19 protein-coding genes and 1 tRNA gene are annotated in these 23,804 nt (G+C 71.8%); 14 read left to right on the top strand and 6 right to left on the bottom strand.

The window, feature by feature from the left end; genetic code table 11:
• From murF to OXG55_10290, 4 genes are all read left to right on the top strand, one after another.
• Window positions 1–1,277 (top strand): UDP-N-acetylmuramoyl-tripeptide--D-alanyl-D-alanine ligase (gene murF, locus OXG55_10305; protein MCY4103634.1); only part of this gene is annotated, 1,277 nt, incomplete at its 5' end.
• Between the two features lie 16 nt (window positions 1,278–1,293).
• Entirely contained in the window at window positions 1,294–2,364 is a 1,071-nt protein-coding gene (locus OXG55_10300; protein MCY4103633.1) for an isopenicillin N synthase family oxygenase, read from the top strand.
• A 15-nt stretch (window positions 2,365–2,379) separates the two neighbouring features.
• Window positions 2,380–2,453 (top strand) — tRNA-Val (locus OXG55_10295).
• A gap of 179 nt (window positions 2,454–2,632) precedes the next feature.
• A complete protein-coding gene (locus OXG55_10290) occupies window positions 2,633–4,375 on the top strand; it encodes a putative DNA binding domain-containing protein (GenBank protein MCY4103632.1) in 1,743 nt (580 codons plus the stop codon).
• Between the two features lie 13 nt (window positions 4,376–4,388).
• Here OXG55_10290 and OXG55_10285 read toward each other — a convergent pair whose 3' ends face one another.
• Both OXG55_10285 and OXG55_10280 read right to left on the bottom strand, forming a co-directional pair.
• Window positions 4,389–5,171, bottom strand: a complete 783-nt coding sequence (locus OXG55_10285) for an alpha/beta fold hydrolase (protein MCY4103631.1) — start codon at window positions 5,169–5,171, stop codon at window positions 4,389–4,391.
• 36 nt (window positions 5,172–5,207) lie between these two features.
• Window positions 5,208–6,218 carry an alcohol dehydrogenase catalytic domain-containing protein gene (locus OXG55_10280; GenBank protein ID MCY4103630.1) on the bottom strand — a complete coding sequence of 337 codons (1,011 nt, stop codon included), beginning with the start codon at window positions 6,216–6,218 and terminating at the stop codon, window positions 5,208–5,210.
• Between the two features lie 144 nt (window positions 6,219–6,362).
• On the opposite strand from OXG55_10280, the gene OXG55_10275 reads away from it, so the two are divergent.
• The 7 genes from OXG55_10275 (at window position 6,363) to OXG55_10245 (ending at window position 14,302) form a co-directional block, all read left to right on the top strand.
• Window positions 6,363–6,983, top strand: a complete 621-nt coding sequence (locus OXG55_10275) for a thiamine diphosphokinase (protein MCY4103629.1) — start codon at window positions 6,363–6,365, stop codon at window positions 6,981–6,983.
• Window positions 6,984–7,082: 99 nt separating this feature from the next.
• Window positions 7,083–7,961, top strand: coding sequence for a phytanoyl-CoA dioxygenase family protein (locus OXG55_10270; protein ID MCY4103628.1), 879 nt, complete (start codon window positions 7,083–7,085; stop codon window positions 7,959–7,961).
• Window positions 7,962–8,015: 54 nt separating this feature from the next.
• Entirely contained in the window at window positions 8,016–9,257 is a 1,242-nt protein-coding gene (locus tag OXG55_10265) for a Xaa-Pro peptidase family protein (GenBank protein ID MCY4103627.1), read from the top strand.
• Entirely contained in the window at window positions 9,254–10,255 is a 1,002-nt protein-coding gene (locus OXG55_10260; protein MCY4103626.1) for a Gfo/Idh/MocA family oxidoreductase, read from the top strand. The genes OXG55_10265 and OXG55_10260 overlap by 4 nt, the downstream gene beginning before the upstream one ends.
• 63 nt (window positions 10,256–10,318) lie before the next feature.
• The gene (locus OXG55_10255) at window positions 10,319–10,915 is read left to right on the top strand and encodes a YceI family protein (protein ID MCY4103625.1); all 597 of its coding nucleotides are present in this window, start codon (window positions 10,319–10,321) and stop codon (window positions 10,913–10,915) included.
• Between the two features lie 20 nt (window positions 10,916–10,935).
• Entirely contained in the window at window positions 10,936–12,120 is a 1,185-nt protein-coding gene (locus OXG55_10250) for a phosphotransferase (protein MCY4103624.1), read from the top strand.
• 343 nt (window positions 12,121–12,463) lie between these two features.
• A complete protein-coding gene (locus tag OXG55_10245) occupies window positions 12,464–14,302 on the top strand; it encodes a hypothetical protein (GenBank protein ID MCY4103623.1) in 1,839 nt (612 codons plus the stop codon).
• A 134-nt stretch (window positions 14,303–14,436) separates the two neighbouring features.
• Here OXG55_10245 and OXG55_10240 read toward each other — a convergent pair whose 3' ends face one another.
• From OXG55_10240 to OXG55_10230, 3 genes are read right to left on the bottom strand one after another with little or no spacing between them, the layout of a single operon-like run.
• The gene (locus OXG55_10240; protein ID MCY4103622.1) at window positions 14,437–15,234 is read right to left on the bottom strand and encodes an ATP-binding cassette domain-containing protein; all 798 of its coding nucleotides are present in this window, start codon (window positions 15,232–15,234) and stop codon (window positions 14,437–14,439) included.
• Between the two features lie 56 nt (window positions 15,235–15,290).
• Window positions 15,291–17,255: an ABC transporter ATP-binding protein gene (locus OXG55_10235; GenBank protein MCY4103621.1), complete on the bottom strand. Its 1,965-nt coding sequence runs from the start codon at window positions 17,253–17,255 to the stop codon at window positions 15,291–15,293.
• A gap of 5 nt (window positions 17,256–17,260) precedes the next feature.
• Complete coding sequence (locus OXG55_10230; protein MCY4103620.1) at window positions 17,261–19,243, bottom strand: ABC transporter ATP-binding protein; 1,983 nt, start codon at window positions 19,241–19,243, stop codon at window positions 17,261–17,263.
• Between OXG55_10230 and OXG55_10225 the strand changes: the two genes are divergently transcribed.
• The 3 genes from OXG55_10225 to OXG55_10215 are packed head-to-tail and all read left to right on the top strand — an operon-like array spanning window position 19,131 to window position 22,853.
• Window positions 19,131–20,516, top strand: a complete 1,386-nt coding sequence (locus OXG55_10225) for a hemolysin family protein (GenBank protein MCY4103619.1) — start codon at window positions 19,131–19,133, stop codon at window positions 20,514–20,516. The two genes, OXG55_10230 and OXG55_10225, sit on opposite strands and share 113 nt — an antisense overlap.
• A complete protein-coding gene (locus OXG55_10220) occupies window positions 20,513–21,526 on the top strand; it encodes a hemolysin family protein (protein MCY4103618.1) in 1,014 nt (337 codons plus the stop codon). The genes OXG55_10225 and OXG55_10220 overlap by 4 nt, the downstream gene beginning before the upstream one ends.
• 1 nt (window position 21,527) lies before the next feature.
• The gene (locus tag OXG55_10215; protein MCY4103617.1) at window positions 21,528–22,853 is read left to right on the top strand and encodes a peptidoglycan DD-metalloendopeptidase family protein; all 1,326 of its coding nucleotides are present in this window, start codon (window positions 21,528–21,530) and stop codon (window positions 22,851–22,853) included.
• Between the two features lie 38 nt (window positions 22,854–22,891).
• Here the strand turns inward: OXG55_10215 and OXG55_10210 are convergent, their stop codons facing one another.
• On the bottom strand, window positions 22,892–23,722 hold the full coding sequence (locus OXG55_10210) for an aminotransferase class IV (GenBank protein MCY4103616.1): 831 nt from the start codon (window positions 23,720–23,722) through the stop codon (window positions 22,892–22,894).
• Window positions 23,723–23,804: the final 82 nt, after the last annotated feature.

Below are 23,804 nucleotides of genomic sequence, written 5' to 3'. Positions count from 1 at the left end.
TTGACGGGGTCTCGGTGGATTCCCGGACTCTGCGAGCGGGGGAGCTTTTCGTGCCGCTCGTTGCTGAGCGTGACGGTCACGACTTCATCGGTGACGCCGTGACGGCGGGCGCGACCGCCTGCCTGGCGCGCCGGGACCGCCTGGACGGGCTGGGGACCGTCGCCGCGCCGCTGGTGGCGGTTGCCGACACCGAGGTGGCGCTGGGGCAGCTCGGCGCCGCGGCCCGGGATCGCTTCGCCGGGACGGTTGTGGGCATCACCGGCTCGGTCGGCAAGACGTCCACGAAGGATCTGCTGGCGGCGGCGCTCGGTGTGGCGGGCACCGTGTACGCCAGCCCGGCCTCGTTCAACAACAGCATCGGCGTGCCTCTCACGCTGCTGGGCGCCACGGGCACCGAGCGGGCGCTGATCGCCGAGATCGGCACCAACGCGCCCGGCGAGATCGCAGACCTGGCGGCGCTCGCCCGGCCCGACGTGGCGGTGGTGACCGCTGTGAGCGCCGCCCACACCGAGGCGTTCGGCACCCTCGAGGCGGTCGCCTGTGAGAAGTCCGACCTGGTGGCCGCCCTCCCGGCGACGGGCACCGCCGTTCTCAACGCCGACGACCACCGGGTGGCGGCCATGTCGGCCCGGACCGGGGCGCGGGTCGTCGGCTACGGGTTCGGTGCCGGCGACGTGCGGGCCGCCGATTCGACCCTCGACGGCGCGCTCCGGCCCTCCTTCGTGATGGTGACGCCGTGGGGCCGGGCGCCGGTGCGGCTGCGCGCCGCCGGTCTGCACAACGCGCACAACGCCCTGGGGGCGGCGGCGGCGGCCCTGGTCCTGGGGGTCAGCATCGAGGCCGTGGCGGCTGGTCTGGGGCGGGCCGAACTGTCCCCGTGGCGGATGGCGGTCGGCACGAGCGCGACCGGCGCGCTGATCATCAACGACGCCTACAACGCCAATCCCGCGTCCGTGGCCGCGGCGCTCCACTCCCTGGCGGCCGCGCCGGCGCGTCGGCGCGTGGCCGTCCTCGGTGTGATGGCCGAACTGGGCGAGCGCCACGCAGCCGAGCATGCCGGGGTCGCCGACCTGGCCGCCGCGCTGGGCATCGAACTCCTGGCGGTGAACGAGGCGGCCTACGGTACGCCGCCTTTGGCCGATGCTGCGGAGGCACTCGCGGCGCTCGGGCCGCTGAGCCGGGGCGATGCGGTGCTCGTCAAGGCCAGCCGCGTGGCCGGCCTGGAACGCCTGGCGCTGGCGCTCATGGAGGAATCCGGGGACGCCCGACCCTCCTGATCCCTAGACTCGTGTGATGGCCGCGGCGGCGTTCGAGAGCATCCCCGTAATCGACGTGGCGCCCCTCGCCACCGGCGCTCCGCCGCGCGCGCTCGCCGAAGAACTGACGACGGCCTGCCATCAGGTCGGCTTCGTCCTCGTCGTCAACCACGGTGTCGACGAGGAGCTGCACGGTGCCGTCTTCGAGATGATGCGCCGCTTCTTCAGCCTCCCCGAACACGCCAAGCGGCTGATCGACAAGCGGGCGTCGCGCCACTTCAGGGGCTGGGAGCCGGTCGGGACGGAATACACCAACAACCGCCCCGACATCCGCGAGCAGATCGACTGCTGGTCCGAATGGCCGGCCCGCAGCCGAGACGTGGCGCCCGACTACCTGCGGCTGCTGGGGCCCAACCAGTGGCTCCCCGCCGATGTGCTCGCCGGCCACGAGGCCCTCAGCAACCGCTGGTCCGCGGCCCTCGGCGGGGTCGCCGCGCGGCTGCTGGGAGCTCTCTGGAGCGGCCTAGGGCTGCCGCCGGACCATCTCCACCGGTTCATCGGCGACGAGCCCATGTCGCTCACGAAGTTCATCCACTACCCGGCCACGCCGCCGGGTGCGGCCGGGGTCAACGCCCACCACGACACCGGGTTCCTCACGATCCTGTCGACCGGCGGCACGTCCGGGCTGCAGGTGCAGAACCCGGCCGGGCAGTGGATCGACGTGCCGCTCGTGGGGGGCTCGCTGGTGGTCAACCTCGGCGAGAGCCTGCAGGCCATGACCGGCAACTACCTCGTGGCCACCCCCCACCGGGTGATCTCGACGGCTGAGCGCTATGCCAGCGGCCACTTCTACGGCCCGTCGCTGGAGGCGTCCCTGGATCCGCTCCCGCTGGATGCCCGCTTCGCCGAGGCGGTGGCCGCCAGCGCCCACCATGCCAACGCCGGCTTCATGGCCCGCAGGGAGGAACTGCAGGCCGGCGTCGGGGACATGGCCAGCGACTACCGGCCGGCCACCTACGGCGAGCAGCTCTGGAACTACTTCTCCCGCAGCTACCCCGAGATCGTGGATCACCACTACGGGGTGGCCCGTGCGGGTGCACGGCCGTAGAATCCTGCATCTCCCGGACCGTTAGCTCAGACTGGTAGAGCGCTCGCTTCACACGCGAGAGGTCACTGGTTCAAGTCCAGTACGGTCCACCCCGACACCCTTGCTGGCGGCCCGTCTCCGGGCTCGAGGTCGGGGAGCGGCTCAACGGGCCGGCAGCGAGCCCCCTGAGGAGCGGGCGGCTCTCTCCCGGGGCGACTAGGCCAGTCGCCCCGGGAGGACGACCGGCCCCGACACCGCAGCTAGCGTTGCCACGAGGGGCGTGATAGCGATGACGATGTCCTACACAGATGACGACATCCGGAGCCGGCTGCGGCTGGGCGAGGACAGCGGCTGGGAGTTCAAGCAGGTCGAGTTCCGAGGCAGCCGGCCTGTCCGCCGTCAGCGCGACGACTGGGCCGACGAGATCGCCGCCTTCGCGAACGCAAGCGGCGGCGTGGTGCTGCTCGGTGTCACCGACGACGGCGAGGTGCAGGGGATGACCCGCGATCAGCTTGACGCGGTGGAACGCCTCATAGGAGAGATCACGAGGGACGCTATCAAGCCGACCATCCGCACCGAGACGCACCGCTGGGAGTTGGACGGACGCTTCCTGCTGGCTGTCGCGGTCCCCGAAGGACACGCCCAGCACGACAGCCCCGGTGGCAGCTACATCAGAGCCGGGAGTTCGAAGCAGCCGATGACACCCGACGAGCGGATGCGGCTGGCGCAGCGGCGCGGCCAGGCCCGATTCGGCGGTTTCGACCGGCAGACCGTCGTCGGGACGGGGTTCGCCACCCTAGACGAGCAGCGTTGGAGGCCGTTGCTGAGCGCCGAGGGTCTTGCCGACCCCGAACTTGCCTTGGAGAAGCTCGGTCTGCTCGCGACCGACGAACACGGTGCCACCCGGTCAACCGTGGCCGGTGTCCTTCTTTGCGCCGAACACCCCGAGGAATACCTCCCCAACGCCGTCGTCACCGCCGTCCGTTACCGGGGTGAGGATCGAGCCTCGCGGCCGCTCGACGCGCAGGAGATTACTGGGCCGATAGACCGCCAGATCACCGGGGCGCTTGCCTTCGCCGTGCGCAATATGCGTGTCGGCGCTCGCAAGTCGCCCGCCCGCGAGGACCTGCCCGAGTACAGCGCGCAGGCGTTGTTCGAGGCGCTCGTGAACGCGGTGGTGCACCGCGACTACTCGATCCGCGGCAGCCGCATCCGGCTGTCGATGTTCTCGGACCGGCTGGAGCTCTGCTCGCCTGGCTCGCTGCCGAACAACCTCACGATCGAGAGCATGGGCGAGCGGCAGTCGACCCGGAACGAGGTCCTCGCCTCGGTGCTCGGCCGAATGGAGGCGCGGGCCGTCGAGGGATCGGAAGGCAGGCGGTACTTCATGGAGCGGCGCGGTGATGGCGTGCCGCTCATCCGCCGCTGCACTCGCGAACTCACCGGTCGGGAACCCGAGTTCCGGCTCATCGACAGCTCGGAACTGTGCCTCACGGTGCCGGCGGCCGAGCCCGACTCCGATCCGGCGAGCGTCGTCATCACGGTCCGCCGGGACGGCGCTCCGCTCGCGGGCGCCGATGTGCTGGCGCTGTTCCCGAACAATACGTGGCGGCGCGCCGGCACCGACGACGCCGGCGAAGCGTGCCTCGACCTGCACTCGGTTCACCTGCCGATGACGGTGTTCGCCGCCGCCGAGGGGTGTGCCGCGAGTGTGGAGCGCCACTGGATCCCGGCGGAGCGGGGGCTCGCCATTGAACTGGCCCCGTTGCCCGGCGGCGGCTCGATCGTCTTCGCCGAGGGGACGGGACACATCCCCGGCCTTGCCGGCCGCCTCAATCCGATTCTCGACACGAGCGACCGGACGTACCTCTACGCGTCCAACATTGCCATAGACGGTGGTCGGCAGCAGCCCGTTCCCTTTCGCCCGGGCGACGAGGAGATGCATCTGATGGACGCCGCTGGAGCCGAGTCCCAGGTGCGGGTGGCAGCGATCTCCGGCCGCTCGTCGCTCATCGAATACCGGCCTGTCTGAGCCATCCCCGTCATCAGGACGCACTCCTCCGCGCCAGGAAGTCCTCCAGCGCCTCGCAGAACGCCGTGGGGCTCTCCAGCGGGGGGCAGTGCCCGCAGTTCTCCAGTACGACGAACTCGGCGTCGCGCAGGCCGGCGGCCAGTTCGGCGCCCATTTCCGGCGGGGTGGTGGCGTCAGCGGCGCCTGCGATCACCAGGGTCGGGTTGCCGATGGCGCCGAGCCGCGGGCGCAGGTCCATGTCGCGCAGCGCCCGGCAGGAGGCGGCGAACGAGCCCGGATCGATCTCCAGGAGCACGCCGCGCCGTTCCGCCACGGCCTCGGGATGCGCCTGGAGGTACTCGGCGGTGAAGATGCGCCGCACCGCCGTCTCCACGACGGCCTCCATGCCCGAGTCGCTGACCAGGTCGCTCATGGTCGTGAAGGCGGCGCGGCGCGGCTCGGAGAAGGCGGCGCCGCCGTTCGCCACGATCAGCGGTCCGAAGAGGTCACCGTGGGCAGCGGCGAGCGCCACGCACACGAAGCTCCCGAAGCCGTTGCCCAGCACCGCCACCTCGGGACCGGTGAGGCCGGCAGCCTCCAGAGCCTCGGCGAGGGACTCGGAGATGTCGAACAGCGTCGGTGAGGGATCGGCGAGCGGCTCGGAGGCGCCGAAGCCCGGTAGCCAGACCCGGTGGAGTTCGAACCGGCCGCCCAGTCGCGGCGCGACAGGGTCGAAGGCGCGGGCATCGGTCAGCAACGAGTGGACCAGCACGAGTGGCGGTCCGGTTCCCTCCCGGTCGATCCGGATGCGTGACACGTCGAGGATTTCCGTCCGATCTTGCACCCGCCGGCGTCAGCCGACGGGCATCAACACCTTCAGCGAGTCAGGGCTCTGCACCCGCTCGAAGGCGTGGGAGACGTCGGACAGACCGACCCGGTCGCTGACGATCGGCTCGAGGTCGAGCACCCCGGAGGCGGCGAGCTCGATGGCGCGGGCGTAGTCGTCGGCGATGGCCGCGCGGGGGTTCCGGACAGTCAGCTCCTTGAAGTAGAGCTGGTAGTAGGGCAGGCCGGCGGTGCCGCCGCCGGTCACCGTGCCGAACACCAGGATCTCGCCGCCGATGCGGGCCGACTCGATGGCGAGAGTGACCGTGCCCTCGGTCCCGACGGCCTCGACCGCCAAGTCCACGCCCTGGCCGTCGGTGACCTCCGCGATCACCGCGGCGGCCTCGCCGGGCGCGGCCGTCGCCACCGCCCCGAACGCCGTCGCCAACTCTCGCTTGAACGCTGAGCGGGTCACACCGATCACCTCTGCCCCCGCCGCCCGCAGCAACTGGGTGAAGATGAGGCCGCTCACGCCCAGCCCGATGACGAGGGCGGTGTCGCCGGGGAAGACCGGTGCGGCCCGCTGGGCGTGCACGCACGTGCCGGCCACCTGCACCATCGCCGCCGCCTCGGCTCCCAGGTGTGCTGGCACCGGGAGCAGCCGGTTCGCCGGCGCCGTCGCGAGTTCGGCCCAGACCCCGTCGGCGTCGCGTCCCAGCAGCCCGCCGTGCAGGCACAGATTCGTCCGGCCCGCCCGGCAGAGCGCGCACGAGCCGCAGGAGATGGCCGGATCGATCATGACCCGCTGGCCGGTGGGCACCCCCGTTGCGCCGCCGTCGACGACCTCGCCGACCATCTCGTGGCCCATGACCCGCGGGTAGCTGACCGGGATGCCGCCCGAGAGTATCTTCACGTCGGTGCCGCAGATGCCGACTGTCTCGACGCGGACCAGCGCCTCGGAACCGGCTGCGCCGTCGGCAGGTTCGGCGACCTCGGTGTAGGCCAACCGGCCCGGGGCGGTCACCTGTACGGCCTTCATTCCCTCCCCCGATTTGGCTCAGAGCGCCTGCGCAGTGGACAGTAACAGTGTGCCCCGGAGCCGCCTCATGTGCCAGCGCCGTCGGTGCGCCGTAACCACCGCGGCGCGCCCGCCGGCCTGCTCCCCCGAACCGGCCTCGCCGCCGTGAGCCTGCACGCCTGGATCGTCACCGGGGGTGAGCCACCCGATCCCGACCTGCTCGGCGAGTTGGCGCCCCCGCAGTTGGTCGTGGCGGCCGACTCGGGTGCCGATGTGGCCCGGGGCCTCGGGGTGCTCCCCGACGTGATCGTGGGCGACTTCGACTCGGTCACGCCGGCAGCGGCTGCCGCGGTCGCCGAGCAGTGCCGCTTCCCGGTCGACAAGGATGCCACCGACCTGGCTCTGGCCCTTGCCGAGGCCCATCACAGGGGTGCGGGGAGCATCACCGTCGTGGGCGGTTCCGGCGGGCGCCTCGATCACTTCCTGGCCAACGTGGCGGCGCTGACGTGCGATGATCTGGCCCCGGTGCGGGTGGACGCCCTCATGGGGCCGGCCCGGCTGTGGGTCGTGCGGGGGCGGCAGACCGTCAGCGGGAAGGTGGGCCGGGTCGTCACCCTCCTGGCCTGCGGGGGTCCCGCAACCGGGGTGCGCACCACGGGCCTGGCATGGGCCCTGGAAGGCGAGACCCTGGAGGCGGGCTCCACCCGCGGCGTCAGCAACGTCTTCACGGCTCCCGAGGCCACTGTGACGCTCGAGACGGGGGTGGTCCTGGCGATCCGGCCCTGACGGCTCCGGCGGCGGGCGGAGTTGCCCGCGGGAGACCCGGGACGTGGCCGCAGCCGTGGCCGCCGGCCTATCGTGGAGACGACACCACCGGGAGGCACCATGGCTCTGACCGCAACCCAGATCGATGCCTACGAGCGCGACGGCTACCTGATCGTGCGCGACGCGCTCACAGCCGCGGAGTTGGCGGAGTTGCGCGACACCTGCGATTTCTTCGCCCGTCAGGCCCTCGAGCTGACCGAGGACTCCGACGTCATCGAACTCGACGACGCCCCGCACCTGGCGGACGGGCCGCCGCTGATCCGCCGGATCAAGAGCCCGCACACCAACCACGAGACGTTCGCCAAGATGCTGGCGCATCCCGGGATCCTGGACGTCACCGAGGACCTCATCGGCGGTGACATCCGCTGGATGCACTCCAAGCTCAACGCCAAGCAGCCCGGTGGCGGCGGGATCGGCGAGTGGCACACCGACTGGGGCTACTACCCGCACACCAACGACTCGGTCCTCGAGGTCGGCATCGCCATCGATCCGTGCACCGAGGCCAGCGGCTGCATGCTGGTGGTGCCCGGCACTCACGCAGGCCGCGCCTACGACCACAGCCAGAACGGGCGCTTCGTGGGTGGCGTGCGGCCCGGCGAGTTCGACCCCGCCGACGTGGTGCCGGTGGAGTTGCAGCCCGGCGACATCTCGCTGCACCACGTCCGGCTGCTGCACGGCTCGGCCCAGAACCACACCGACCAGCAGCGGCGACTCCTGCTGCACGGCTACACCGCGGCCGACGCCTGGCCGATCATGGCCCGCAGCCAGCCGTCGGACTGGCCCGAGTGGGACGCCCAGATCCTGCGCGGCAGCCCGACCACCCACGCCCGCCTGGAGCAGTGTCCCGTGGCGATTCCGCTGCCCGATCCGCCGGCCTTCGGGCTGTTCAAGCTGCAGGCCATGATGGAGGAGTCGCACTTCGCCGAGGCGGCCTCGTAGGGGCAGAGCCCGCCAGTGAGTCTCCCGGTGGGCCCGACCGATCCGCCCGGTCCGATGTCCCAGTCCCCCGGTCCCGCCTCCGGCCACGCCAAGGGCCCCTTCGCGGTGGACTGGGAGGAGCGCTACGACATGCCGCGGCTGCGGCGGGAGCGGGTCGCCGCCGCGCAACGTGAAGTCGTCGCGGCGGGTGTCGACGCCCTGATGGTGTGGAAGGACGAGAACGTCCGCTACCTCACGTCGCTGCGGGCGCAACTCATCGCCGGCAAGACGATGGCGCTGAACGGCGCCCTGCTGACGCCGGCGGGCGAACCGGTGCTGCTGTGCTCGGGCGGGGAGATCGACAAGGCCCGCGCAAACATGCCGTGGATCGCCGAGGCGCACGCCATCCCCATCATGGAGCAGGCCGAGCTCGTGGACGGGTTCGTGGCGAGCATCCTGCGCCCGATCCTGGCCGAGCGGGGCCTCGGCAGCGGGCGCCTGGGGGTGGACGCCGGCAACGTGTCGTTCATCGACGCCATGCGCCGCCACCTGCCCGACCTGGAACTCGTCGACGGCGACACCGTGATGCAACGGGCGCGGCTCATCAAGACCGACGTCGAGATCGCCATCATCGCCGAGGCCTGCGCCGTCGGCGACGCCGTCACGCAGCGAGCGCTCGACGAGACGAGGGCGGGCCGGCGCGAGCTGGAGGTCGCCGGCGACGCCATGCAGACGCTCTTCCACCTCGGCGGCGAGATGGCGCACGTCATCACGCCGTTCGTGGCCTCCGGCGAGCACATGTCGCCCCCGCACCGCCTCGCCACCGACAAGCTGATGCGCAACAGCGACCTCTGCTTCATCGACATCGGTGCCATGTGGAACGGCTACTTCGCCGACATCGGCCGCACCACGATCATCGGCCGCCCCAACCGCCGCCAGCAGGAGATCTACACCGCCGTCCACCGGGGGCTGATGGCCGGGATCGACAGGATGCGGCCTGGCTGCACCACCGCCGACGCCACCGACGCCATCGTGGAAGTGATCGGCGAGTTCGGTTTGGCGGAGAACCTGTTCAGCCTGTTCATCGGCCACGGCATCGGCGTCGGGGCCAACGAGCCGCCCTACATCGGGGAGAACATGCCCGGCGCCACCGACACCGAGTTCCGCCCGGGCATGGTGTTCGCGGTGGAGCCCCTGGTGTGGGTGCCGGACGTACCGGGCGGCGGCGGGGTGCGGATCGAGGACATGGTGCTGGTGACCGCCGACGAGCCGGTCGTCCTGTCCCGTGTGGAGTACGAGGAAAGGCTGCTGCTATGACGAGCGCGAACGAGCCGGTGCGTCTGGGAGTCGTGGGGCTCGGCTGGTGGGGCGGCGAACTGGCCGACGCCGCCACCCGCAGCGGCGCAGCCGAGGTGGTGGCGTGCTATGCGCGCACCGAGTCGGCTCGGCTGGCCTTCGCCGATGAGCGCGGCTGCCGGGCGGCGACGTCGTTCAACGACCTGATCAGCGCCGACGACGTGGAGGGCGTCGTCCTGGCCACGCCGCACACCACCCATGGCGACCAGGTCGGCGAGGTGGCGGCTGCCGGCAAGGGTGTGCTGGTCGACAAGCCGTTCACGCTGACGGTTGCCGACGGCCGGCGCGCCGTGACCGCGGCGCGGGATGCCGGCACGGTGCTGATGGTGGGCCACCAGCGGCGGCGCCTCGCCGCGGTGCGTCGCATCCGGGCGCTTCTCGACGAGGGGGCCCTCGGAACGCCGCTGCTGGCCACGTCGGTCTTCGTCGTGCACCGCGGTTTCCCAGCCACCTGGCGTTCCTCCCGGAACGAGAGCCCTCTGGGCGGCATGACCGGATTGGGCGTCCACATGATCGACACGTTCCACTACCTCGTGGGCCCGATCCAGCGGGTGAGTGCGTTCAGCAACGGCGTCCTGGATGGCGAGCCCCTCGACCACGCCACGGGGCTGCTGTTCGAGTTCGCCTCGGGCGCCGTCGGGAATCTGGTCACCTCCCACTACAACCCGTTCACCGAGGAGTTCTGCATCTTCGGCTCGTCGGCGTCGGCCTCCAGCCAGGACGAGGGGACGCGGCTGTTCACCCAGCAGCGGGGCGAGATGCAGCGCGACGAGGTGCCGCTGGAGGAGACCGATCCCCTCGCCGAGCAACTCGCGGAGTTCGCCGGCGCCATCAGGGGACAGGGCCCCGTCGAGACCGACGGCGCGGTGGGCCTGGCCGTCATCGCGGTGCTGGAGGCCGCCATGGCCTCGGTCGAACGCGGCGAAGCGGTCGCCGTGGCCGAGTTCGCCGGCAACTAGCGGACGGCCCTGCCCGCACCCAGCCCGGCAGCGGAACCACCCCAGTCACTAGCATCGCCGGCAGTGGAGGCGCAGTACACGCGGGTCGTCGACGGTCGCGTCGTGCCGGTTGCCGGGGAGTGGGTGATCGACGGGCCGCATTCCTCGGTGGCCTTTGCCGCCCGCCACCTGCTGACCGCCATGCGCGGGCGCTTCCGGGAGGTCTCCGGGACGGTCACGGTCGCCGAGGAGCCGGAGAAATCGCGGGCCGAGGTGCGCATCGCCGCGGCGAGCATCGACACGGCGCATCCGCAGGCCGACGAGCATCTCCGCGGCCCACTCTTCCTGGACGTCGAGCGCTATCCCGTGCTCACGTTCAGCGGCAGCGGGGCGCGACCCACCGGCGCCGACCGCTGGGAGTTGCCCGGCGAGCTGACGGTGCGGGACATGACACTGCCTCTGGTGCTGTCGACCCGGTTCCTGGGCGCGGTGCGCCACCCGCATCTGCGGTTGGCGAAGATGTCCTTCGAGGCCACAGCCTGTCTCCGGCGTGACGACTTCGGTGTGGCGGGCTACATGGACGTGCACGCCCCGGGCCTGCCCGATGTGGTGCTGGTCGGCCGGGAGGTGGAGATCCGTCTCGACGTGGAAGCCGATCTCCCTCTCCCCGAGCAGGAGTGATCCCGGGCGGAGGTGTCGGCGTGGATCCCGTACCCGCCATTCCCGCAGGTAGTGCCGAGGTCACGCCGGGCTGGGTGCGGCAGGCATTCGCCGCGGGCGGGCATGCCGATGTCCCCGCCGTGGAGGATGTCGAGGTGGAGAAGGTGGGTGTGGGGATCGGCCACGTGGGGGAGTCGCTGCGCTGCCGCCTGAGATATGCCGGTGCCGCCCCCGGCGCCCCGGCGACCGTCGTCGTCAAACTGCACTCCTCGCATCCCGAGACCGACAAGCTGGCCCGGCGGGTGCGGTTGTACAGGCGGGAGTGCGCCTTCTACCGGCTCCTGTCGCACCACGCCCCGATCAGGTCGCCGATCCTCTACTACGGCGACTACGACCGCCGCAGCAACAGGCTCGTGCTCGTGCTGGAGGACCTCGGCGGGATGGACCGGGTCGACGAGATCGAAGGGGCCGACGCAAAGCAGGCGCGCAGCGTGGTGCGGGCGATCGCCAGGTTCCACGCCTACTCGTGGGGCAAGACCCACACCTCGCCGTACATCGACATCTTCGATTCGCTCAACCCGAAGTGGCGGCCGCCGGTGCAACTCATCTACCTGGCGTCGTTACGGCGCACGTTCGAGGTGTTCAGGGACCATTTCTCCGGCGACATGCGGCGCATCACCGAGACCCTCGGCTGGAGGGCGGCGGACTACATGGGCGACCTGGCGAGGGGCCCCCGGGCCTTCGGGCACGGCGACTACCGGTTGGACAACATGTTCTTCGGTCCCGGCGCCGACGACCTGGCCGTGATCGACTGGCAGGTCTGCGGCGGCAACAACCCCCTCGGCGACGTGGCCTACTTCCTGGGTGGCAGCCTGCCGGTCGAACTGCGGCGCAGCATCGAGCGGGACGCCGTCGGCGAGTACCACGAGACCCTCCGCCAGGAGGGCGTCGAGGGGATCGGCCCCGAGGACTGCTGGCGGCTCTACCGCCAGAACATGCTCGGGCGGATGCTCGTCATCGTCGTCAGCGCCGGGGGCCTCGACATCTCCAACGAGCGCAGCGTCCGCCTCCTGGGGCTCGGCCTGGACCGCACGCTGGCGGCCCTGGAGGACCTGGAGTCCGAGGAGTTCCTGCCCGCCCGCCGCCAGCTCTTCGGCCCGTCGTGGGCCTTCTCGACGGCCTCCCGCTGCGGCTACAAGACCTCCGAGCGCCTGCGGAGGACTTGAACAGGGCGATTCAGTCGGCCTCCTCGTCGAGCGCGCAGGTGACCCCGCGGCCCTGGGAATCCGGGTCGCCGGCCTCCTCTCGGTCGCTCGCCTCGGCGACTCCGGAAGGACTCGACGGGTCCGTTTCTGTGTCCTGGGAGCCGATTCGGCGCTGCCGGACTGCCTGACTATCGTGTCGGCACGTCTTCACGGGGGTGGGCGGAATATGCGCAATTCAATGCTTCAATCTCATAGCGGTGGGGCGGAACCCTCTCGTTCAGCCTGCCGCTCCGGTCCCCTGGGCTCGCTGACGGCTCCCCGGCGCGCCGCCGCGCTCGTCGGGGTCTCGCTGCTGCTCGGCGCGATGTTGGGCACGACCGCCGCTGTCGCACAGGAGCCGAGCCTGCCGGTACTGAGCGTCACCCCGAACGTCACCGTGACCGAGGGCGACACGACCATGGTGTTCACGGTCAGCCTGGACAAGACGAGCGCCGAGGACGTCCATTTCCACGCCTCGACCCACTCGGGCACGGCGACTGTCAATTTGGACTTCCTCGAAGCGGGGACGTGGGAGTACCCCGGCCAGGCGATCCCCGCCGGCCAGCGAACCGCTCGGATCGCCGTGCGGGTGCTGGAGGACACCCTCGACGAGGACACCGAGACGTTCACGCTGCAGGTGCACAACCCGGCCGGCGCCACACTGGCGGGGGGCGTCGGCACCCTCGAGGCAACCGGCACCATCACTGACGACACCGATCCTGTGACCGATCTGCTGGTCGAGAACGTCGAGGCTGACGAGGGTGCGTACGCCACCTTCGCTGTGACGCTGCTCACGGACCGGGGCAGCACGGTCACCGTGAACTACCAGACGGTGAACGGTACGGCCGTGGCGAGCAGATCCGGTGCGCCGGGCGACTACGAGCCGGCGTCGGGGACGCTGGAGTTCCTCAACGGGAGCGCCGGGACGCAGTATGTGGACGTGAGGCTCCTCCCCGACGACATCGACGAGGAGGACTATGAGACCTTCGGGCTCAGGCTGAGCAGTGCATCGAACGCCTCGGCGCCGCGTGACGCCGCCACCGGCCTCATCCGGGACCAGAACTCGACGCCGGGCCTGTCGGTCTCCGATGTCGAGGGGGAGGAGGGCAAGACCTTCACGTTCACGGTCAGACTGGACGAGCCCAGCGGCCGGGAGGTCACCGCCAGGTATGCGACATTCGACGGCAGTGCCATTGCGGGCAGTGACTACAGCGCCAAGAGCGGCACGCTGAGATTCCCGCCGGGAGTCACCGAGCGGACGGTCTCGGTGCCGACCCGGAACGACGGTGAACTCGAGCACGTCGCCGAGGTATTCACGCTGGAACTGCTCTCGGTCACGAACGCCTACCGCGATTTCGGGGGGCCCGGAGGCTACGGAACCATTGTCGACAACGAGGAGCCCGGCGCACCTCCCGACACCCAGAACAGCCGCATTGTCGGTGCCGGCCCCGGCAGCGGCGGCCCGGACAGCGGCGGCCCGGACAGCGGCGGCCCCGGCAGCGGCGGCCCCGGCAGCGGCGGCCCGGACAGCGGTTCGAGTATCGGCGGCGGCGGCCTCACAGCGACTCGAGTGACGATCGCGCCTCGGATCAGGGCGCTCGTGAACGATGCGGTGCTGCAGATCGGGGGGCCGCCCGTCGAACTCGACCTGGCCACCGTCCTCGGCGCGTCCACCGACAGCTATCGGGCGCTCGCCGCCGACCCTCGTGTCGTCACCGTCGTGGTGTCGGGATCGGGGATGACGTTGATCCCGGTGGCACCGGGGGTGACCACGGTGTCGGTCACCGCCGGCAACACCAAAGGCTCGGCACTCCTGTCGTTCCGCGTCACGGTCACCCCGGCCAGCAGCGGGAGCCCGCCGGTCGAGTCGTTGAGCGTCACGGCCATCGAGCGGGCCGCGCCGACAATTGTGACGCTGCTGGGCGACCGCGCCGTGACAGTCGGCGACCCGCCCACAGTGCTCGACCTTGCGCCGCTGTTCGGCCGCGCTGTCGGGGCGACGTACCGAGCGCTGTCCGACGACCCCCGGCTGGTGACCGTGGCGGTCTCCGGATCGAACCTATCGCTGACCGGTCTCACGCCCGGCGCGACGTCCGTCTCGGTCTCTGCCACGAACGCCGGCGGTGTAGCCATGCAGACCTTCAAGGTCGCAGTCCGGAACTGACCCGCACCGGTCACCACCCGTCTCGGCCTCCCGCGTGACACACGGACCCCCTGCAAGTCGAACAGCGGCGGCCCCGAGCGATCCCGGGCCTCTCGCGGTGCCTGCCCGTGGACGCGCTCGGCCCGATCGCGGCGCTAGCCGGCTGCGTGGGCCCACCAGCGGCCGCGGTTGTGCTCCAGTTCCAGGTCCATGGCGAAGCACGCGCTGAGGCGCTCCGCGGTGAGGACCTCGTTGATGGGGCCCGCGGCGACCACTCGGCCCTCGCGCAGCAGCAGTGCGTGGTCGAAGCCGGCGGGGATCTCCTCGACGTGGTGGGTCACGAGGACAGTCGGCGGCGTCGTCGGGTCGGCGCTGAGGGCGTCCAGGGAGCGCACCAGTTCCTCCCGGCCGGCGAGGTCCAGCGCGGCCGTGGGCTCGTCGAGCAGTACCAGGCCGGGCTCGGTCATGAGCGTCCGGGCGATCTGCACCCGCTGACGCTCACCGGAGGACAGCAGGCCGAACTGCTGGGCGCCGAGGTGGCCGCAGCCCAGCCGCTCCAGCAGGTCGGCGGCCCGCTGCCGGTCGGCGTCGCTGTAGCTGTGCCACCACGGCTCGAGGGCGCCGTGGCGGGCGGTCATCACCGCGTCCAGGGCGCTGAGGGTGGGGCGGATGCGATCCGAGAGCATCGCCGAGGCGTAGCCCACCCGGTGGCGCATGCGGCGCACGTCGACACGGCCCAGGCGCCGGCCCAGGACCTCCACGGTGCCCTCGGTGGGATGCAGGTACAGGGCCGCCACCCGCAGCAGCGTGGACTTGCCCGCCCCGTTGGGGCCCAGCATCACCCAGCGCTCGCCCTGCTGCACCGTCCAGTTCACGCCGGCGAGCAGTTGCCGGCGGTCGCGCACCACACCGACGCCGCTGAGTCGCAGGGCCGGGCTCGGGTCGGAACCCACCGGACCTGTACCCGCCGGGCCGGCACGCGCCGGGCCGGTGCTCGTTCGCCCTGCACTCATCGGGGGTCGCCTCGCGGCGCGGCGCCGCTTCCCGGGGCTGTCGGCGCCGCTCCGTTGCCGGCGGCGTGGGCCTCCCAGGCGGCGTACATGGCAGCGTACAGGCCGCCGGCGGCGACGAGCTCGTCGTGGCTTCCGATCTCGGCGATCCGCCCATTGTCCACCACGGCGATCCGGTCGGCGCGCATGGCCGTGGCCAGGCGGTGCGCCACGATCACGGCGGTGCGCCCCTCCAGCAGGGCGTCCAGTGCCCGCTCCACCTGGGCTTCCGAGCGCAGGTCCAGGTTGGAGGTGGCCTCGTCGAGGATGAGCACGCGCGGTCGCGCCAGGAAGGCGCGGGCCAGGGCCAGCAGCTGGCGCTCGCCCGCCGACAGGGAGGCGCCGCGCTCGTGGCAGGGCGTGTCCAGGCCGTCGGGGAGCGACGCCACGAACGCCTCCAGGCCCACCACCCGGCAGGCCTCGGCCACCTCGGTGTCGCCGGCGTCGGAGCGGGCGAAGCGGATGTTGTCCCCGATGGTGCCGTTGAACAGGAACGGCTCCTGGGGCACCACGCCGAACTGCCGGCGCAGCGATTCGAGCTGCACGGTGCGCAGGTCGGCGCCGTCGATGCGCACCGTGCCCTCGTCGGGGTCGTAGAACCGCACCGCCAGCTTGGCGATCGTGGACTTGCCGGCCCCGGTGGCCCCGACGATGGAGAGGCTCCCGCCCGCGGGGATGTCGAGGTCGACGTCCCGCAGCACCGACTCGCCGCCGCCGTAGGAGAACGACACCCCCTCGAAGGTGATCCGGCCCTCGATCGGGCCCAGCGGTACGGCGTCGGGCGCCTCGGTCACGTCGGGCTCGCGGGCGAGCAGCTCCCGCAGCTTGGCGGTGGCGGACTGGCCCTGCTGGTAGGCGTTGTAGAGCACCACCAGCTGGCCGATGGGGGCGAAGAACGCCGTCAGGTAGAGGGCGAAGGCGGTGAGGGCGCCCAGCGTGAGCCGGCCGTCGACCACCAGCCAGCCGCCCACGCCCAGCACGACCGCCTGGCCGATGATGCCGACGCCCTCGGCCGCGGAGCCGTACAGCGACGACACCTTGGACGTGTAGACGTTGGCGTCCTCGTGGTCGGTCACCACGACCTGGTGCTGGGCGATGTTGCGGCGCCGGCGGTTGTAGGCGGTGATGGTGCGGATGCCGGCCAGGTTCTCCGAAAGGTCGGCCAGGACGATGGCGATCCGGTCCCGCACCCGGTTGTAGCCCGACTCCGAGGCGCGCCGGAACCACAGCGACAGCAGCAGCGTGACCGGCACCACGACGCCCACCGTCAGCGCCGCCAGGGGGACGTGCAGGTAGAACAGGACGCCGGTGATGACCGCCAGGGTCAACCCCTGCACGACCATCATCACGAGCCCTTCCTGCAGCAGCATCGTGAGCATCTCGATGTCGCTGGTCATGCGGGACATCAGCACGCCCGCCTTCTCGGAGGTGTAGAAGCTCAGCGACATCCGCTGGAAATGGCTGAACACGCGCACCCGCAGGCCGTACATGAGGCGCTCGCCGAGACGCCCCCCGAGGGCGGTGCGGAAGCGGCCCGCGACCACGTGGACCGCCACCGTGGCGAAGTAGACCGCCACCACGATTCCCAGGACGCCGAAGCGGCGCGGCGCCACGCCGTCGTCGATGCCGATCTGGGTCAGCAGCGGCCCCGCCTGGGTGGCGGCGGCCTCCACGACCACGAGAGCCACCACCAGCAGCACGCGCCGCCAGTGGGGACGCAGCAGCGCGCGCAGCGACAGCGGCGCGGCCGCCGGCGGGCGGTGCGCGAAGTCCACGTCCGGCTCGGGATGGGTGGGTTCGGCGTCCAGGATGTCCGCCGCCCGGTCGATCATCTCGTCGGGGATACCCGCGAACGGCAGGCCGGCGGCGGCGTTGGCCTGCGACGAGGACGGGCCCTGCGGCCCGGCCACATACGAGCCTCCCATGAAGCTCACGGCGCCGGCCCCTCGATGATGCTCAGACCGCCGGCGGCCAAGTCCATGTCCCCGCGGCGCCGGCTCCCGGCTGCGTGGGTCTCAGCCTCACGGCTCTCGGCCTCGCGGGCCTCGGCGTCCGCCAGGACCTGCACGTAGCTCGTCTGCGTGGCCATCAACTCGGCGTGCGTTCCGGTGGCGACGACCCGTCCGCCCTCGGTGAACACGACCCGGTCGGCCAGGCTGATCGTCGACAGCCGGTGGGCGATCAGCAGCGTGGCGCCGCCGGCGCGCCGGTGAGCCAGCGCGGCCCCGATGGCCGCCTCCACCCCCATGTCCACGGCGCTCAGCGCGTCGTCGAGGATCAGCACGCCGGGCTCCAGCAGCAGCGCCCGGGCGAGGGCGATCCGCTGGCGCTGCCCACCCGACAGGGTGTAGCCCCGCTCGCCGACGATCGTGTCGTAGCCCTCCGGCAGGCTCGCCACGGTGTCGTGGATCTGCGCGACCTGTGCGGCGCTGATCACCTCGTCGAGCGGGGCGTCGGGGCGGCCGAAGGCGATGTTGTCCCGCAGGCTGACCGAGAACAGGAACGGCTCGTCGAAAGCCACCACCACGTTGCGGCGCAGCGACTCCAGGTCCAGGTCGCGCACGTCGTGGCCGTCGAGGCGCACCGTCCCGCCGCCGGCGTCGTAGAAGCGGGCGGCGAGGCGCGCCACCGTCGACTTGCCGCCGCCGGTCGGGCCGACCAGCGCCACCGTCTCGCCCGGGTGGATCCGCACGCTGAAGCCGTCCAGCACCGGCACCGCCGAGCGGCCCTCCCCCCGCCCGTAGGCGAAGGTCACGTCGTCGAATTCCAGGCGGCCCTCGGCGCGCTCGAGGGCCCGCGCGCCGGGCGCCGAGATGATCTCCGGCGGGGTGTCCAGCACCTGGAAGATCCGCTCCGCCGAGGCCGCCGCCCGCTGGCTCTGCATGACGATGAAGCCGAACATCCGGAACGGCAACTGCAGCATGATGATGTAGGCGCCGAAGGCGAACAGCGTGCCGATCGAGACCCGGCCGTCGATCGCCAGCCAGCCGCCGTACAGCAGCACCAGCCCCATGGCGATCCGCGGCAGCGCCTCCAGCACCGGGTTGTAGCGGGCCCGGATGTCCACGCTCGTGGCCGAGGCCCACTGCAGCCGCCGGGCGGCCCGGGCCAGTTTGGCGATCTCGGCCCGCTCGGCGGCGAAGGACTTCACGACCCGGGTGCCGTTTACGTTCTCGTCCACCACCGCCGCAACCTCGGCGCTGCGACCCTGGATGATCCACGACAGCGGCAGGAACCTGTTCCGGAACCGGTTCCCCACCAGCGTGGCCACCGGCAGCGTGGCGAGCGCCACGAACGTGAGCGGCACGTGGATCCAGAGCATGAGGCCGAAGGCCAGGAAGAACGTCAGCACCGCCATGCCCAGCATCGGGGCGAAGGCGAACAGGATCTGGATGGACCGGATGTCGGTGTTGGCGCGGGAGATGATGTCGCCGGAGCTGCTGCGGTCGTAGAACGAGAAGGACAGCCGGCCGAGGTGGCGCTGGATGATCATCCGCAGCTCGCTGTCGATCCGCAGCGACAGCTTGAACAGCAGGTAGCGGTAGGCGCCGCCGGTGAGCCCGCGGGCGACCGCCAGGGCGCCCAGCAGGATGCAGAGGGTCCGCAGCCGGTCGCCGAAACCGTCGCCGGCGGCGTCGATGGCCTCGCGGGCCACCGCGGGGACGGCCACCTGCGTGACGAGGGCGACGATTCCGCAAGCGGCGCCGAACGCCAGGAGCGAGCGGTGTGCGGAGACGATCGGCCACAGGCGCCGCAGCCAACCCTTGCTGGTGTCCGGGTCGATGTCGACGGCAGCGGTGATGGCACCGGATGCTACCGCCGACCCTCCTGCTCCCCGGGCCGATGGCCCCCCGCCGATAGACTGCCGGGCGATCAGAGTCGCACTCGGACTTCTTGCGGTCGTCGCGCTGATCGGCGCCAACGCCTTCTTCGTCGCGGCGGAGTTTTCTGCTGTTTCCGTGTCGCGCGGTCCGCTCACCGAGGCGGCGCGCGGCGCCCGGCGCGCCCGGCGCCGGTCGGCCCAGAGCCTGCTGCGGGTGACCGAGCGACTCACGTTCCATCTCTCGGCTGCGCAGTTGGGGATCACGGTCATGTCCCTGCTGCTGGGCTGGGTTGCCGAACCGCTGATCGCGGAGCTGTTGCTGGGGGCCTTCGGAGCGGTGCTGAGCGAGTCCTCGGCTCACGCCGTGGCCGTGGCCGTGGCCCTGGCGCTGGCGACGGTGGTGCACCTCGTGGCGGGGGAGCAGTTGCCCAAGATGCTGGCCATCTCGCGGCCTCTGCCGGTGGGATTGCTGTGTGCCAGGCCGCTGCGCCTGTACGGCTACCTCACGTGGCCGTTCGTGACGCTGTTCAACGGCACCGCCGACCGGATCGTGCGCCTCGCCGGACTCGAACCCATCGGCGAACTCCGGTCGGTGCGGACCCTGCGGGAGCTCGAGCACGTCATCCGCTCGGCGGGGAGCAGCGGCGAGTTGGACCCGGAGGATGTGACGCTGCTGACGCGCTCGATCCGCTTCGGCGCCAAGACCGCCGCCGACGCCCTGGTGCCGCGTGTGGAGGTGATCACCGTCGGCGCCACCGACACGATGGCCGATCTGGTGGACGCCACGGTCACCAGCGGTCACTCGCGCTTCCCGGTCGCCGACGCCGACCTGGACGACGTGCGGGGCGTGGTGCACGTGAAGGCGGTCCACCGCGTCCCGCCCGCCGAGCGTCACACGATCACGGTGGAGGAGATGATGGTCGACGTGTGGGCGGTGCCCGAGAGCGCCGACCTGCGGAGCCTGCTGAGCGAGATGAGTCGCAGGCGCCAGTCCCTGGCGGTCGTCGTGGACGAGCACGGCGGCACCGCGGGGATCATCACCGCCGAGGACATCACCGAGGAGATCGTCGGGGAGATCGACGACGAGCACGACCCGGTCGCGGAGCTCACCCCGCCGGCTCCGCCGGGCGAATGGCTGCTGGCCGGCGACCTGCGCGCCGACGGCATCGAGGAGGCCTGCGGCCTGCGCACGCCCGATGGCCCCTACGAGACCCTCGCCGGGTTCGTGCTGTACCGGCTCGGGCGGATCCCGGTGGTCGGCGACTCGTTCTCCTGGGAGGGTTGGCGCTTCGAGGTCGCCGAGATGGTGCGGCGGCGGATCGTGACCGTGCGGGTCGCCGAGACCGGGCGGCGACGGCCGTGACCGTCCTGGCGCTGCTGGTGGCGGTCGTGCTGCTGGCGGGCAACGCCTTCTTCACCGCCGTGGAGTTCGCGCTCGTGGCGGCGTCACGCAGCCGCCTGGAGGTGTTGGCCGAGTCCGGCAACCGGCGCGCCCGGGTGGCGGTGCGGGCAATGGGGGATCTGGGCATGCAGCTCGCCGGCGCGCAGCTCGGGCTGACGATGACCGCCCTGGGGCTCGGCTACGTGGTCGAACCGGCCGTGGCGCGCCTGCTCGACGGTGTCCTCGGGGGATTCGGCCACGGCGTCAGCGTGGCGGTGGCGATCGCCATCGTGGTCTTCGCCCACGTGCTGATCGGTGAGATGGTCCCCAAGAACGCCGCCCTGTGCAATCCCGATGGCCTGGCCATGTGGCTGGCGCCGGTGCACCGGCTGTTCGTCGGGGCGTTCCGGCCGGTGATCCGGGCTCTCGAGTGGCTCGTGGCGGTGCTCTCGCGCCTGTGCGGCGTGGTCCCGGTGGATCGCACGTCCAGCGCCCGCACGCCCGCTGAGCTGTCCGAGCTGCTGGCCGAGTCGCGCACCGGCGGCCTGCTCACAGAGTTCGAGCACACGCTGCTGGCCTCTGCGCTGGAGCTGGGCGAGCGCCCGGTGGCGTCGATCATGGTGCCCCGGGAGCGGATCTGTGCCATCCCGCGGGCCGCCAGCGTGGCCGAGGCGGAGGCGACGGTGGTGGCCAGCGGGCACTCCCGGCTGCTGCTGGGCGATCCCGACCGTCCCGAGGGGTTCGTGCATGCCAAGGACCTGCTGACGGTCCCGCCCGAGCGCTGGTCCCAGGCGGTTCCCGCCGTTTGCGTCCGGCGGGCTCTCATGGTGCGCCGCGACCTGCCGCTGGAGGATCTCCTGCGATTGATGCGGCGGCACCGGGTGCACGTGGCCCTGGTTCGCGAGGGGACCGTTACGGTGGGTCTCGTGACCCTTGAGGACGTGCTGGAGTCCCTCGTGGGTGACATCAGGGATGAGAGCGACGTTCTCTAGGTTGAGCGCCTCCCGGCTGAACGTCGTGCGCCGGAAGGTGCTGTGGGCGCTGCCGGTCGTTCTGGTGCTGGTGATGAGTTCGGCGTCCGGCGCGCAGAGCGAATTGGACCAGGTGCGCGCCACCGTGTCCGCGCTGCAGGACGAGATCGACGAGTACCTCGATCAGATGATCGCCACCCAGGCGCGCGCCGACGCAGCCGGCGCCCGCTACTGGGAGGCCGATCTGGCCCTGTACGAGCTGAACGTCGAGATCGTGGAGCTGTCCCAGCGCGTCGCCGGGATCGACGCCGAAGTGGCCGCGCTGCGCCAGCAGATGATCGAGATCGCCGTGCAGCGCTACATCGACTCCACGACGCCCCCGTCGATCCTGGCCGGCGACGACATCAACCGCCAGGCCGCGGTGGATGCCCTGGCCCGCTTCGTGAGCGAAGGGTCCCTCGACATCATCGACGACTACCGCAGGGCCCGCGACGACCTGGATCAGGCGCAGGCGCTGCTCGCCGAGCGCGCCCGGCACCAGCAGGAGTTGATCAGCCAGGCCGCCGCCGCCGCCGCCGAGGTGCAGGCGGAGTTGAACGCCATCGGGTCGGTGTACCTGGAAATAGCGCCGCGCCTCTATGAGCAGGACAGGTTGCTGGATGCGCTCGAGGGGGAGGAGCGCCGGCGCCTGGCGGAGGAGTTGCGCCGCAGGCAGGCCGAGGAGGCGCGCCGCCTGGAGGCGGCACGCGCCGCGGCGGCCGCGGCGGCCGCCGCGGAGGTCGCGAGGCAGGAGGCCGCCCGGGTCGCCGGGGAGGAGGTCGCCCGGGCAGCCGCGGCGGCGCCGGACGCCCCGCAGGCGGAGCCGGGCGCCGGTGCGATCCCGCCGGTCAGGCCGGGCGAGCCGGGCGACGCGGCGGCGCCGGTCGCCGGCCTGCCGGTGCTGGCGGCTGCGAGCGGTTGGGTGTGCCCGCTGGCCGGACCGTTCAGCCACTTCGACGACTTCGGGGATCCCCGCCACTACGGCGGCTGGCACAAGGGCAACGATCTCATCGCACCGACCGGGACACCGGTGCTGGCCGTCGAGAGCGGGCGCGTGGAGCACCGGGCCAACCGCATCGGCGGGAACTCGGCCTACCTCTTCGCCGACTCGGGCAACTACTACTACAACACGCACCTGTCGGCGTACGAGAACGTCGGCGTGGGCTGGGTGCCTGCGGGCGCCGTGATCGGCTACGTGGGCGACTCGGGCAACGCCGCCGGGCTCCCGCACCTGCACTTCGAGTACCACCTCGGGGGGCGGGGCAACCACATCAACCCGTACCCCATCGTTCACGAGGCCTGCTTCTGAGAGCCCGGAGGTCCCGGTGCGGCGGCGGCCTCCGGGGGCTAGGGGTCCAGGGTCTCGGCCATGAGGGCGGCGAAAGCCTGCTGGGCGGCGACGGTCGCGGGCCCGGGACAGGCGGGCAGCGACACGCCGTCGACGGCCGAGACGGGGTGCACGTTGCGCGTCGTGGAGGTCAGGAAAGCCTCCGACGCCTCAGCGAGGGCGCCCAGCGGCACGGGCTCGGTTGTCGCATCGGTGATCTCCAATGCCAGGTCGCGGGTGACGCCGGCCAGGCAGCCCACCGACAGCGGGGGCGTCAGCAGCCGCCCGCCGAACACCAGGAACACGTTGGTGCCCGTGCCCTCGCACAGTTCCCCCCGGGTGTTGGCGAAGACGGCCTCGCCGGCTCCCGCGGCGTGCGCCCGCCGGAGAGCCAGGACGTTCTCGGCGTAGGAGATCGTCTTGATGCCGGCCGTGGCGCCCCGCTCGTTGCGGGGCCACGGCACGGTGATCACCGCCACGTGCGGTGACCAGGGCGGGGCCTCCTCGGCCGCCACGACCACGGTCGTCCCCGCGGGCGGCCGAGCCGAGGAGAACCCGCCGGGACCGCTGGTGGCCGTGATCCGCAGGCGACCCTCGACCACGCCCGTGGCGGCCAGAACGGCGCCGACCGCCTGGCGCAATTCGCCCGCCGGCGGCAGTTCCAGCCCCAGAGCCCCCGCGGAGCGCGCCAGGCGCGCCAGGTGGCGCCCAACGGCGAAGGCCTGCCCGGCGGTGATCCGGACGCTCTCGAAGACGCCGTCGCCCACCAGCAGGCCGTGATCCCGGTGGGAGATGCATGCCGCCGACTCCGGAACGATCGCACCGTTCAGCCAGACGACAGGCCCCTCCACGCGCCGCAGGCTAGCCGTGGGGGCGGGGACCCCGGGGCGGCTCGGCGGGTCGCTGCAGCGGCCGGCGACGGGCGTCATCACC

This window comes from bacterium (assembly GCA_026708055.1).
Classification (GTDB): Bacteria; Actinomycetota; Acidimicrobiia; order Acidimicrobiales; family CATQHL01; genus VXNF01.
The sequence above is the reverse complement of the archived record's forward strand: the minus strand, read 5'-3'. Positions and strand labels throughout refer to the sequence as shown.